Below are 12,497 nucleotides of genomic sequence, written 5' to 3'. Positions count from 1 at the left end.
CTCTTGATTAATTTGACTTCCAAGAAATTTTCTTGGGCCGTCACTAAGCACATCTCCGATTCCTTCAATCTTCCCGAAAGTCTCGCGGGCTTTCGCTTTTTCCTTCGTTCTCGGCTTTCGTTTCTTCGTTTCGGCCTCGTCTCTCAGGAACGGCGCCAATTATAGAATTTTACGATGACTTTGCAAGGGGTAAAAGTGAAAAAATTTCACTTTTTTTCACTTTTTTCGGAAAAAACGGGATGTGCGCCGCGGCACGACAGATTATTCACATTCTGTAAACAGAAATCTTTTTGCCGGGGACGAGAAATGACTGGACCATTCACTTCGTTCAGTGTGACGGGGTAAAAAAAAACGCCCGGGAGCGGAGCTTCCGGGACGTTTTCGATTGCAATTGTTGAATTTTGTTCGCGATTTGCGACTTTTACAACAAATTATCTTTTTAAAATTATGGTTGACAACCAGCACCCTTGCCATTCGGGTCATTCGGGTTTTCACCATCTTTCCAGCAGTAAACCGTGTCAAGCACGTCGCCTTTCTTGTAATCAGACCAATCGTCATGCCAACGCCAGCGATTTTCTTTGGTCGTATTGAACTTGGTCATATAGTGGTCAATGAGGTACTGTGGGCATTCCACCTCTTCCCAGTTGAATGTCGGGTTGTCGGCAGCCATAAACCATTCCGCATACCAGCGGCAACCGCGCAACAGGTTCGGCCAGTCCTTGAAGACCTCGTCGCACTTATTGAGGACGCATTGCTGATAAGCTTCCACGGTGTTATCCCAACCAAGAGAGATCTGACATTCTGACAAGAATCCACCGCCATTGGCACCAAGACCGCTAGCAGGCACACCAATTTGAGTAGAGAGAGCATTGAAGGCACCCACGCCACCACCTGGCACCATCAAGTCAAACTGGCCATCTTCCACATCGTAACCGATATTGGAAACCATCACCACAATATGCTTACCCTTAAGAGCCTTGTGGGTCGCCTTGACATCATTAGCATGGTTGCCGCCATTATATTGCAAATGGTAGCACTTGCCACAGCCGTACTTGTAAAGACCGCCAGAACCCGCCACGTAGCCGTACGAAAGATTCTCGTTCACCTGGATAGGTGCCATGTCCGTACAAGTATAAGTACCACCGGCATTCGAGTTGACGCAAGCGCTATTCGTGCCTTCGTAACCCATCCAGTATTGCTGTACTGCATGTCCAAGCGTAAATGCAGGAACTTCTACGTCGTGAATATTGCAGTTGCGCGCCACGGTGCGACCGGCCTGATATGTCTCCTCGCTCGAGGTATCAACACTGCTAAGCCAAGAACAGTGCGGCTTGCAAGCATCCCAATAACGGCTGCTCCAACCGGTCTTGCCATTGCTCAGAATGTCCTTGGTATAAGACTCAGGAGGCGGACCGTAAGATTCAAGAGTCGGGAAACCATTCTCGTCGAGATTCGGAGCGTTGCTGCTAGAGCTCTCCGTTGCAGAAGAAGTCGGAGTTGCACTAGAAGACGGATTTACAGACGAACTAGACTGCAGCGGATTGACTACGCTGGAGCTAGAGCCCGGCGGAACAATAACGGAAGAGCTAGAACCTGGATTAGAGACACTAGATTCCGGCACCACAGAAGAACTAGAACCTAAATTGTTATTCGCGCCATTGCTAGAACTGCTTTGGTTATCCCAAACTAAACTCGACGACGAAGCCGGCGTAGGAGCAAACGGCGTAGCGGCATCATCACCACAACCAACAAACATGGCCACAGCACCTGCGACACATAAAGAACTCAATAAACGTTTTTTCATAATTTTCCTTTTTACACCTCGTCTAAAATTAGATTTTATTAAGGCAAAAGGCACGAAAAAAAGATTTTTGAAAGCGATAATGTGAGAAGAAACAAAAAAGGCCGCGCTTTACACGCAAGCCTTTTGGTTATTAGCTATTAGCCAATAGTCATCAGCCTTAGTTAGGCGCCAAAGGCGCGATTATTTAAACCAATAACCAATGACCAACTACTAATGACTAGTCGCGGAACTTCACCTGCTTGGAGCCAGCGACGACTTCACCGATCTGTGTCCACTTTTCACCCTTAGCTTCGAGGTGAGCAACGACTTCAGCCTTGTCAGCCGGGTCGATGAAGATGAGCATGCCCATGCCCATGTTGAACGTGGAGTACATTTCGTCCTTTTCAACAGAGCCAGCCTGCTGGATGAGCTTGAAGATCATCGGAGGATCCCACGTGGTGCGGTCGATAATCACATCAACGTTGTCCGGAAGGATACGCGGAATGTTGCCCTGGTAGCCAGAACCGGTGATGTGAGCGAGACCCTGGATCTTCTTCTTGTTGCAAAGATCGATGAGGCTCGGGTAGTAGCTGCGGTGCGGAGTTGCAAGAGCTTCGCCGATGGACTTGTCCATACCGTCCACAACAGTGTCGACCTTGTAGCCAGCCACGTCAAAGAGGACCTTACGAGCAAGAGAATAGCCGTTTGTATGGAGACCCGTAGACGGGAGACCGAGGATAATCGTACCCGGCTTGATCTTCTTACCGTCGATGATGTTTTCGCGTTCCACGACACCCACGATAGTACCGGAGATATCGTAGTCACCCGGACCATAGAAGCCCGGCATTTCAGCAGTTTCACCACCGATGAGCACGAGATCGTTTTCGCGGCAAGCCTTTGCCATACCGGCAACCAACTTGTCCATGACACCCGGTTCAAGACGGCCCGTTGCCACGTAGTCGAGGAAGAACAAAGGACGTGCACCCTGCACCAAGATGTCATCGCAGCAGTGGTTCACGATGTCCTGACCCGGCAGTTCATGCGTACCCATTTCGATATCGACCTTGAGCTTGGTGCCGACACCGTCGACGGAACTCACGAGGACAGGGTCCTTCATGCCGAGGTGGTTCAGAGTGAACAGGCCACCGAAGTTGCCCACGTCACCGAGAACGCCCTGGTTGAATGTGGTACGTACGGACTTCTTGACACCGACCATTGCCTCATCGGCACGTGCCAAGGAAACTCCTGCGTCTGCGTAATTCATCTTTTTTCCTTTGCCCTACGAGCGGGCAGCGATTTGGCCCTATTTACGGGCACTTTGTTTTTCATCAATATTTCTGAGTGCATCAAGGATGAGGCTTGTCGTATCCGTCATCTGGTTGATGTTGACCACATCCGGCATCACGTGCGTATCCAGCTTGAACAGCGTCTCGTCACCCCACGAAAGCATCTTTTCGAGAGCATCCGGACCTGCAAGTTTTCCGCACTTGGCACAGCAAATTCGACCTTCCTGGAAAGCGATAAAACCCGATTCACCGGAGCATTCGAAAATAACCGTTCCTGTAATGTGGCTCTTTTCCATTGTCTGAGCAAAATCAATAAACGGAAGCACCTTTGCCGAAGCCAAAAGCGACAAACGTTCGAACTCGTCAAACGCCTGGTTCTTTGCGCGGAGGCGATCCGCCATCACCTTGTAAAGGTAAACCACGACGTTCGGATTCTTGTCGAGGAACTTCACGAATTCCGCCTTCGGAATGTGAAGAACCGTGCAACCATCTTCAGCGGCAATAACCGTATTGACAGTAGGCTCATTACACAGGATAGACATTTCGCCAAAACAGGAGCCGCTTTCCAAAGTCGCAAGCGCGCTATAATGGCCATCTGGTAAAATCTGACCACAAATAGTAGCACGCCCGCTCTGCAAAACGCAGAAGGAATCGCCTTCAACTCCGCCCTGGAGAATAATCTCGCCAGTATCATATTCGCGAATCTGCGAATTCAAAAGAAGATAGTCCGCATAATCCCTCGGGACCTGTTGCAAAAACGGTACACCAAGATCATACTGAGCGGCGATCCAATCTCCAATACCTGTGTGTGACATCATACGCTAAAAATTATAGATATTTCTGTACCATTTGTAACTGGTATCTATCGAATTTACACCCGGAACGGAGCCTTTTATGCATTTTGTAAGATTCCAAAGGAGTTCCGCCGGTCGAGTGATGGCCCCTTCGTAAAAATCGTTACCTCCCCCAGGCCCCTTGCGCCCGTCATTCTGGAAAATTTTCTTCTCCCTGAATGCCTTGATATTCTTTACGCGAGGTTCCAGCGAGAGGATTTCATCGACAGTACCAAATGCAGACGGATTCACCCACATGTCCACGCTATCGGCAAGCGCATAGACCTGCTCAAACGAGAAAGTAAGTTCGCGGGACGTATCGGATGCCCACAGGTAACAGCCACCCGCATCGCGAACAAGATTCGCCGTAAAGCTATTGCCGCCAGAAGCATGCCAGACACCGCCATAGGACATACCGGCAAGAACGCGAGGACAATGGGAATTCAGAGTTATTTCGTCATTGCGGGCCGCAGGCAAAGCAATCAAGGCCTTTAGCGTTTCGTATTTATTCTTCTCTTGTTCAAAAATCGAATCGGCTTGTGCGCGAATCCCGAAAAGGATTCCGTACAACTTAATCCATTCCAGTTTTGCGAGCGGTGTATTTTCTTGCCACTCCGAAGTGAGCATCAATGGCAAACTCGTTCTTGCAATTTGTTCATAATTATCATAATCACCGCCTGTCGTAAAGTCAAGAACCAAGTCCGGACTTAATGCCATGAGCTTTTCCAGGGCACTTGCATCATAACCGATACTTGCAACAGTGTTCTGCTTTGCCCGTTCATACAAAATACTATCTACAATGTACTGGCCATCCGAGACGCCGATAATGTTGTCGCGAAGCCCGAGCCTGAGCATGTATCCGACCTGCGCAGTCGAAAGAGTAACCACCCGCTTGAGCGGAACGCGCAACACAAATGCAGACTGCCATTCTTCCGGGAAACCACGGCGGCGCAAATCCGTCCCTAAACTTGCGGTCGCAGAATCCATCATCACGTACTTATGGACTATAGTATCCTTACCGAGCACAGAACGCACAACAGCGACATCCGCTCCGCACAACCGGCCAATCGAGAAATAATCACTCCCGATCTGCTCAAAATGTACCGCCTCGTTGCATGTGACCACCTTCATATCTTGCTTATCGCTATTGCACCCTGTTACAAGGAAAATCCCCGTCAAGGCGCCCCAAAAACACAAAATTGGCAAAACTAAATGCGAAAATGGGCCTATTTTACCGTTTTTCATCATTCTATCGTAAATTTTCATGCACAAAACCGGAAGATAATGTATTTTATTGTTTGACTTAATATCTCTTTTGAAGATACCTATTAGGAGAGAGCCTTTATGAAGACAAAAATAGCCTCTTTATGCTTGGCTGTGGTATTTAGCATTCTTGCATTTGCCACTAATTCATCTGCTGCCGAAGAAGGATTTTACGACAAGGACCACATCCGTGGCTTCGTTTCCTTCGGTGGTGATTTCCGCGGCATGTTCCCCGCATTCAACGACTACATAAATACAGTCGCCCTTGCTAACGCAGCACTCAAAAACAAGAACGGCAGCGACACTTCCCTATACTACGGTTCTGCAAAGTACAGCAAGTTCAACAAGTTCTACCCGAACTTGCACTTCAATATCGGTGCACAGTACAAGCAGTTCATGACCTGGTTCAACATCAACTTTGCAATCACGCAGGTTTCTGAACGTCCGAGAAAATCCATGACCGCCATTGACACAAGCGGAAATATGGCAGCATTCCCCCTCTACGACGCACGCTGGTTCAACTACGGCGTCGACTGGATGTTCGGGTGGAAGACGCTCGGCGAAGATGCATTCTTCAACTTGATTCCGGCAGTAGGTATCGGATTCAACATGATGAACATCCACTTCACGTCCAACTACGTCGTCACGGACAAGTCCTCCAATGAAGAGACTATCATGCGCGACCGTTACTACAGCACCATGGCCGCCACGTTCAATGCCGAACTTGAAGCTCGACTCCAGTTCGAACAGTTCTCGATCGGTCTCTATGGCGGTTACCGCGCAGTTCGCTACAACGAACTCAACGTCGAAGGCGCAAACCTCGATACGACAATATTCAATACCGACAACGATGGCGATACCTGGTTTGTAGGTCTTCGCTTCACTTGGACGTTCCTAAGCCCCTGGGCCAAGAAACAATTGGACAAGATTTAATAACAACTTAATTCTCAGCCGAGCCTCGCTAACGCGGGGCTTTTTTCATAACTAGCCTTTTCGAACCCGCTGTGGGAATCATCGATTGAATCCACTAATTTTTTTAGGTAAGTACGCCATGGACTTGAATGTGAAGGGCGAGCACTGTACGGCAGCATGAACAAATTCCTGGCAACTCCATGCCTGGGCGGATACTTTTCGGCAACGTCCTCCATAGCGACATAATAACCACTCAGTTCACGCAAGCACGAATCCGTTTTCCAACAAACGGTCGTGTTATCCTTTTCGTACATGAAGTTCCAACCTAGGAGAAGCATCGGGACACCTTCCCGCTTGAGCCGCTCCGGCAATGTCGAATACTGCCCCTGCGTGCTGAGCAATACAAGAACATCAATCTTGTGGTAATATGCATAAAGGTACGCATCCTCGACCAGTTGCATGTTCGGTCCCATTTTATTGGCATGATCAGGCGTGTTATAATGGACCTCGAAACCTGCAAGCGTAAGCTGCTTTTCAAAGCGATCCATCCCGTCGCCAGTGGACAATTCCGCGACATCAGTACTCCGGACATACGGATGATAGTAATGCGCCTCCACCTCGACCGGACAAGCCTCCCTGCCCAAAAGCCTTACAGCATAATCCCTCACCCACCCCTTTAACGCCCTGAAGTCAAGGCGCGCATGGTAACGATGATACTTGAGATAATACTCGTTCACTTTTTTTAGCGTGTAACCATCCAAGAAAAAACCGACACGCAATACAGATAATTTGCTCGACATAAAGCCTCCTGATATGTTAATGAGCTTCTACTTATTAACACGCTTTTTTACCGGGCTTGTACTAAAATCTATGCGATAATTTTTGTTAACATTCAAAAAAGTCCCCACTCTAGCTGTGAGGACTGCAATTCCCTAACCATTGTCTACTTGCTACTTAAATCAACTTGCGGTCGTTGAGATCGTCAAGAAGCGAGCCCGGCATCCATTTCTTTTGCTTTTGGTAGTCCGGGTCATTAAGTTTCTTGCGCTGTTCGTTAGCCTTGGCTTCGTCACCCGCGTCATGATAAATGCGGATGAGATTCAAGACAGAACACCAATAGCGAATTGTCTTTCCGGTACGTTCGAGATAGTCGGCAGCACTCTTTTCGTAAATGGCTGCAGCCTCATCGTAACGGTTCAACCTGTAAAGCATATCGGCCTTGATTTGGAGCATCACCGGATGATTCGGTGCTTTTTTAAGTCCGCGTTCGGCAAGGGACAGACCCGTCTTGAAATCCTTGCGGTCGTAGTGCATCCATATAAGCGGTGTCAGGAACAGCGGCCAAAACCGGGCCGAGCGCAATGAGCCGGAATCAAGAATCTTGAGGTACGATTCCCGGTTATCCGACTTGAACGGGAGCCAACCAAAGCTGTTGTCGACGTAATAGGCATAGATGGAGTAAAACGCCTTCGACTCAAAATCCTTGGCATCTTCAAACTGATTCGCCGCCGAGCGGGTCTGCATAGCACCCTTAACAGAATGTCCCGTTTCCGTGAGCACGTAACCAATCTCAAAATTGCGAAGCGCATCCCACAGGCCTTCGGTCTTGCAGGTCTCAAGATTCTTGGCAGCAACCTTGAGCGACGTTGTATCGCCCTTGTCGTCGTACATGCTTACGCGGATGATGTTCTGGAACACGCAGCCAACACCATCGTTTTCTAGGCGGAGCTTGCGGGCTAAGTTGAATGCCTCGACATAGTTAAGTTCCATCGTCTTTTGCGTGATCTTTTCAGCAAGTTCATTTTGGGCCGGAGAAAGCGCAAAAGTATTTTCGTCGGCAAACGAAATGCCGGCGACCATTAAAAGCGGAACTATATATTTCTTTAGCATTATGGACAATTTAGAAACTTTCGACCTGCATCACCACATTCCACTTTGGAATATGGCTAGGGCTTGTTTCTGAATGTAAAAAAATGTATAAATACAATAGATACTAATAAGAAATAAACATTTTATCAACAATTTTAGACATTTTTGAATTCTAAGTTGTTGATGCAAGGGAAGTTAGAACGAGTTGGAATGAGAGATTTATAAAAAAACGGAGGTTTCCATGAAGATGCTCCAAAAAACGCAGACCACGGCTCTTTACTACCTGTTCCATACGGGGTTCCAAACCTTCAAGGAACGGATTAAAGATGAACTGACCTCCACAAGCGGCGTAAACCTCGAAGATGTCATGGATGACTCGAACCTTTACGCCTACTACCAACAAGGTGAATCGGCAGATTTTGTGGCAGCATGCATTGCAGCATGCTGCTGACAGGGATAGGGCATAATTCTCCTCCTAGCAAAAGACCCTGTGGTTTTAACCACAGGGCTCTTTTTTTTAAACGAGAAATTATGGATCCTTCGGGCTTTGCCCTCAGGATGACAAGTCAATTATTTCTTTTTCTTGGACTTTGCACCCTTTTCAGCCGCATCCTGCTTTTCGCAAGTGGTGACGACTTCGAACTTGCCCTTGTTCACGGTCACGATTCGCGTATTGGCATTTGCACCACGACGGAACTTGATGTCACCGTAAATACCCTTGAAGTCCTTCGTTGCATTGATATAATGCGTCATGTCGTCTTGCTTGCCCGTAATAGCATTCAAGGCCGTGAAGATGATATTTGCAGCATCGTAGCTAAGGCCACTTACTTTATCTTCACCCGGTTCAACACCCCAACGAGCTGTAAAGTCCTTTACAAAGTTCGTATAGGCGACATTTCCTTTGTTCATATCGATATCCGGAACGCTGAAGAAAGAACCTTCAACAAGGCGCTTGCCCTGAATCAAGAGTTCACGGCCATACCAGCCAGACGTTCCAAGATATGTACCAGAAACCTTGTTGAATGCAGCCTGGCTTACCATAGCGCCTGCATCAGCCGGGTTTGTAGCCGGAATAAAGAGGCCCGGGAAATCACTAGTAGAATCAGCGAGGTAAATCTTGCGATCTCTCGGATTCACAGTATTGAGGTCGCTCAAGCCCTTGGCAATATTGCGACGGCGGTTTTCCTGAGTAAAGCGTACATCGCGGAGAAGATTGAATTCCGTCTTGTAGTCCGGACGACCTTCTTCGTAATTACGGAAACCAACAACTGCACCGCCACGGCGTTCAACAGCCTTGGTAAAGCTTTCGGACATAGCAGTACCGAATTCACCAAGCGGGCTCATCACGCCAAACTCGCGGATATCAAGGCACTTGATAGCAAAGTCTGCAATGGTCTGAGCGAGAATATCCATAGTGATATTCACCTGGAAAATATTCGGACCAAGCTTTGCGATGCCTGCATCGGTTGCAGTCGGGGTAAGCATCGGCACATGCTGGAAGTTTGCACCAAGCCATGCAGCCACAGCCGTTGCCGGAGCACTCATGATAGGACCGACAATAGCGATAATGCTATCCTGATTGACAGCACGCTGCGTGCGCATGAGAGCGATAGCAGCATCGGCATGCGTATCCTGGAAAATGATATTCACTTTGCCCTTGAGTCCAGCCTGTTCGTATGCAAGGAGAGAACCCTGAACGGCGGCGGCACCGAATTCTGCGTAATCACCAGAAAGCGGAGCGAGAACGAGAACAGTCGGAAGGCCTGCACCGAGACCTTCAAGAGCGCTGATACCCTTCTTGGCGGTCTTCTGCAAGTTTTCGGAAGAGGTCGTCTTGAGGACTTTCTTGTACCAATATCTTGCAGCGCGATAGCGCTTGGCATTCTGACATTCGCGGCCGATCTGGAGTTGCATCCATCCCATCACTTCGCGGTCGACGGGATATTTTTCGAGCAAGGACTGGAGCTGGTCGGCCGTAAGGAGCGAAGCAGCCAATGTCTGGATAACTACATCCTTTGCATGGGAACGGGCAGCCGGATTGGTCGAGTAAGAAAGCACGCGGAGCATAGCTTCGACGCCATCGAACACAGAGCCCTTTTCGACATCGACAACAGCACGGGCAAGTTCCATACGTTCGCGGTAAGCGGACTTCACATGGTATTCCAAGAAGCGAGATGCCACATCGTGAGCGGCGTCTTTCTTGCCAGTGCGGAGGTAACATTCCGCCAGCATGACAGAAGCCTTTTCGCCTTCGAGCTTACGGAACGAAGAACCATAAATTTTTTGCAGCGGAGCAATCGCATCCGAGCAGCGGCCACTCTTGACCACCTGCTTTACCTTTTCGACATCGTCCTGTGCAAAAACCGAAGTCGAAAGAATTGCAGCTAGAAATAGAGGAAACAAGCGATTCATATTTAACCTCGCCGTCTTACTGGAAGCTATCGGCGGCCTCCTGTATTACAAAATGTTCTTTCTTGATTTGCTTTTGAAGAGATTCAGGGAGCTTAGACCAGTCGATTACATCTACGCGGAACGGGAGTCCGCTTTCGACAAACGCCTTCTCCACCGAAGTCATATCATCGAGGGCAATAGGAGAATCCGAAATGACTGCCAATTCCAAATCCGTATCCGGGGTCAAATCCACACCCGTGACACGCGTGCCGTACGCCCAAACTTCAAAGCCCTCAAAATGGAGCCCAAGTATTCTCTGTACGGTTTCTAACTGATCCGATTCTAAACAAAGAGTCATAGTTGTTTCAAATATAGTTAATGTATTTTGACACTGAATGACATTAAAGTCTGTCAGGCACAAAACGGAGGAACCAAATTTCGGTATCGCTACCGACACGGACAGGCGGTCCCCATGAATCAACACCGCTAGAGACTAGCCATTTGACCTGATCCAGCTCGCCAAGGCCGTATGCAAGGCGCCAGACCCAATTAATAATTACTGTTCCCGGGAAGAATTGCCCATTGTGAGTGTGGCCGGACATGGCAAAGTCGGGGCGACGACCGGGGTGGTCTTCTTCGATGCCACGCGGCTGGTGATCCAAGAGCAACCAGGGGAGTTTTGTAGCCTCCATCGGAGGGCGCAAATCAAAAAGCGGCTTGCGTTCGACATCGCGCATTTTGGCAACGCTGTAGTCTACACGACCGGTAATGCAGGCAAACGACGTACAGACCGTAGAATCTTCAAGCACGACAAAGCCGTTATTCTGCATCCATTTTTTGTAGTCGCCACCTTCGCGTTCAATGAACCCTTCATGATTTCCGTCGATAGCAATTGCAGCCACCTTGGCAGTTGCCGCCAACTTTTGCACTAAAAAGTCATATTCCCAAGCAGATAGCGTCGAATCCAGAACATCTGCAAAATCACCGCCAAAAAGAACCAAGTCCGGGTGAAGACTGTCGGACACGTGCACAATGCGTTCCATCTTTTCGCGGTTGGATAACGGGTCGATGTGGAGGTCACTAAAGAAGACCGCCGTAAATTCACGTTCTGTCGGAATAGCCACCTTGAAACTACGGACATGGAAATTATCATTTGCGCTCACACCCACAATGCGGAATATGACTGCAAGGAGCACAGAGACAAAAAGCAAAAGTCTCGATACCGAAATGACAAGGCGTGGGTTAATCGGCTTCTTTACGATGGCACGGCGGATGCCGCGGACAACCCACCAGAGGATATAAAGCATCAAGGCTTCACAAAGCCATACCGCAAAAAACGACATGCCAAGCGAAGCAAAATAACTTGTCCTAAACAGAAAACATACAGGGAGGAGGATTACCGAAATACCGGCAATAATGCTCCCCTTGATTCCTGGCGCTACATTCCTGACATTCATGAACAGGAAAAACACGCCGAAAATGAGAATAAAAAAGAATATCATTTCAGTTTCGCCTGGATGAGTGAAAGGACATCACGATGGACTTCATCGGGAGTACGGTCGGCATCGACAACACTCACGACATCGCTGTAATCGCGGCCGGCGGCCAAGTAGCCTTCACGGACGCGTTCAAAGAATTCCGCCTTTTCGCTTTCAAGACGGTCAGGTGCTCCGCCACGAGTCGCCATGCGCTTGCGGCTTGCCTCGACAGTCAAGTCAAGCACCACGGTAAGTTCCGGGAAGCAACCGCCGCACGTGAGTTCTGTGAGGCGCTGTACTTTGTCTGCACCAAGCCCACGGGCGTAGCCCTGATAAGCAAATGTGCTCCACGCAAAACGATCGGCGATAACGATATTTCCTGCATCAAGCGCAGGCTGGATGATTTCGTGAATCACCTGGGCGCGTGCAGCATTGTATAACAAGAGTTCGGTATCGTCAGCCATGATGCCCTTGAATGCAGGATCCAAGAGCAGTTCACGAATGCGCTCAGAAATTTTCGCACCACCAGGTTCACGCAAACGCACAACCTTGTAACCTTCGGATTCAAGTGCAGAAACCAGCAAGTCAATTTGCGTTGACTTGCCGGAACCATCAATGCCTTCGAGGCTGAAAAATTTCTTCGCTGTTTTCAATTTTTTTATAGGAGACCCCGGCACATTGT

At 48.7% G+C, this 12,497-nt stretch carries 12 protein-coding genes; 2 read left to right on the top strand and 10 right to left on the bottom strand.

Annotated features, from left to right (window positions below; all coding sequences use genetic code 11):
- Window positions 1-445: 445 nt before the first annotated feature.
- From BUQ91_RS12190 to BUQ91_RS12175, 4 genes are all read right to left on the bottom strand, one after another.
- Window positions 446-1,804: a glycosyl hydrolase family 5 gene (locus BUQ91_RS12190; protein ID WP_074209457.1), complete on the bottom strand. Its 1,359-nt coding sequence runs from the start codon at window positions 1,802-1,804 to the stop codon at window positions 446-448.
- A 217-nt stretch (window positions 1,805-2,021) separates the two neighbouring features.
- On the bottom strand, window positions 2,022-3,047 hold the full coding sequence (gene purM / locus BUQ91_RS12185; RefSeq protein WP_072830819.1) for a phosphoribosylformylglycinamidine cyclo-ligase: 1,026 nt from the start codon (window positions 3,045-3,047) through the stop codon (window positions 2,022-2,024).
- 39 nt (window positions 3,048-3,086) lie between these two features.
- Complete coding sequence (locus BUQ91_RS12180; protein ID WP_074209456.1) at window positions 3,087-3,887, bottom strand: cyclic nucleotide-binding domain-containing protein; 801 nt, start codon at window positions 3,885-3,887, stop codon at window positions 3,087-3,089.
- A 3-nt stretch (window positions 3,888-3,890) separates the two neighbouring features.
- Entirely contained in the window at window positions 3,891-5,033 is a 1,143-nt protein-coding gene (locus BUQ91_RS12175; RefSeq protein WP_254842346.1) for an ABC transporter substrate-binding protein, read from the bottom strand.
- 213 nt (window positions 5,034-5,246) lie between these two features.
- Here BUQ91_RS12175 and BUQ91_RS12170 point away from each other — a divergent pair, with 213 nt between their 5' ends.
- Window positions 5,247-6,098: a hypothetical protein gene (locus BUQ91_RS12170; RefSeq protein ID WP_072830825.1), complete on the top strand. Its 852-nt coding sequence runs from the start codon at window positions 5,247-5,249 to the stop codon at window positions 6,096-6,098.
- 14 nt (window positions 6,099-6,112) lie between these two features.
- Here the strand turns inward: BUQ91_RS12170 and BUQ91_RS12165 are convergent, their stop codons facing one another.
- Both BUQ91_RS12165 and BUQ91_RS12160 read right to left on the bottom strand, forming a co-directional pair.
- Complete coding sequence (locus tag BUQ91_RS12165) at window positions 6,113-6,877, bottom strand: NYN domain-containing protein (protein WP_074209454.1); 765 nt, start codon at window positions 6,875-6,877, stop codon at window positions 6,113-6,115.
- Window positions 6,878-7,031: 154 nt separating this feature from the next.
- Window positions 7,032-7,967, bottom strand: coding sequence for a tetratricopeptide repeat protein (locus tag BUQ91_RS12160; protein WP_254842345.1), 936 nt, complete (start codon window positions 7,965-7,967; stop codon window positions 7,032-7,034).
- A gap of 220 nt (window positions 7,968-8,187) precedes the next feature.
- On the opposite strand from BUQ91_RS12160, the gene BUQ91_RS12155 reads away from it, so the two are divergent.
- Entirely contained in the window at window positions 8,188-8,397 is a 210-nt protein-coding gene (locus BUQ91_RS12155; protein WP_072830828.1) for a hypothetical protein, read from the top strand.
- A gap of 119 nt (window positions 8,398-8,516) precedes the next feature.
- On the opposite strand, the gene BUQ91_RS12150 is transcribed toward BUQ91_RS12155, so the two are convergent.
- Genes BUQ91_RS12150 through tmk form a run of 4 tightly spaced genes read right to left on the bottom strand, consistent with a single transcriptional unit; the run spans window position 8,517 to window position 12,468 of the window.
- Window positions 8,517-10,358, bottom strand: coding sequence for an ABC transporter substrate-binding protein (locus BUQ91_RS12150; RefSeq protein ID WP_072830831.1), 1,842 nt, complete (start codon window positions 10,356-10,358; stop codon window positions 8,517-8,519).
- Window positions 10,359-10,374: 16 nt separating this feature from the next.
- The gene (locus BUQ91_RS12145; RefSeq protein ID WP_072830833.1) at window positions 10,375-10,695 is read right to left on the bottom strand and encodes a nucleotidyltransferase family protein; all 321 of its coding nucleotides are present in this window, start codon (window positions 10,693-10,695) and stop codon (window positions 10,375-10,377) included.
- A gap of 43 nt (window positions 10,696-10,738) precedes the next feature.
- The gene (locus BUQ91_RS12140) at window positions 10,739-11,839 is read right to left on the bottom strand and encodes a metallophosphoesterase (RefSeq protein WP_072830835.1); all 1,101 of its coding nucleotides are present in this window, start codon (window positions 11,837-11,839) and stop codon (window positions 10,739-10,741) included.
- Window positions 11,836-12,468, bottom strand: coding sequence for a dTMP kinase (gene tmk, locus BUQ91_RS12135; protein WP_074209453.1), 633 nt, complete (start codon window positions 12,466-12,468; stop codon window positions 11,836-11,838). The genes BUQ91_RS12140 and tmk overlap by 4 nt, the downstream gene beginning before the upstream one ends.
- Between the last annotated feature and the right edge of the window lie 29 nt (window positions 12,469-12,497).

It is taken from the genome of Fibrobacter sp. UWB11 (assembly GCF_900143015.1).
In the GTDB taxonomy this organism is placed as follows: domain Bacteria; phylum Fibrobacterota; class Fibrobacteria; order Fibrobacterales; family Fibrobacteraceae; genus Fibrobacter.
This window is presented reverse-complemented; position numbering and strand designations above follow the sequence as displayed.

Coding starts and splice junctions, on each gene's coding strand:
- BUQ91_RS12145 (WP_072830833.1), bottom strand. CDS start 10,695: ATGACTCTTTGTTTAGAATCGGATCAGTTAGAAACCGTACAGAGAATA.
- BUQ91_RS12155 (WP_072830828.1), top strand. CDS start 8,188: ATGAAGATGCTCCAAAAAACGCAGACCACGGCTCTTTACTACCTGTTC.
- BUQ91_RS12140 (WP_072830835.1), bottom strand. CDS start 11,839: ATGATATTCTTTTTTATTCTCATTTTCGGCGTGTTTTTCCTGTTCATG.
- BUQ91_RS12150 (WP_072830831.1), bottom strand. CDS start 10,358: ATGAATCGCTTGTTTCCTCTATTTCTAGCTGCAATTCTTTCGACTTCG.
- BUQ91_RS12170 (WP_072830825.1), top strand. CDS start 5,247: ATGAAGACAAAAATAGCCTCTTTATGCTTGGCTGTGGTATTTAGCATT.
- BUQ91_RS12175 (WP_254842346.1), bottom strand. CDS start 5,033: ATGAAGGTGGTCACATGCAACGAGGCGGTACATTTTGAGCAGATCGGG.
- BUQ91_RS12180 (WP_074209456.1), bottom strand. CDS start 3,887: ATGATGTCACACACAGGTATTGGAGATTGGATCGCCGCTCAGTATGAT.
- BUQ91_RS12165 (WP_074209454.1), bottom strand. CDS start 6,877: ATGTCGAGCAAATTATCTGTATTGCGTGTCGGTTTTTTCTTGGATGGT.
- purM (WP_072830819.1), bottom strand. CDS start 3,047: ATGAATTACGCAGACGCAGGAGTTTCCTTGGCACGTGCCGATGAGGCA.
- BUQ91_RS12190 (WP_074209457.1), bottom strand. CDS start 1,804: ATGAAAAAACGTTTATTGAGTTCTTTATGTGTCGCAGGTGCTGTGGCC.
- BUQ91_RS12160 (WP_254842345.1), bottom strand. CDS start 7,967: ATGCTAAAGAAATATATAGTTCCGCTTTTAATGGTCGCCGGCATTTCG.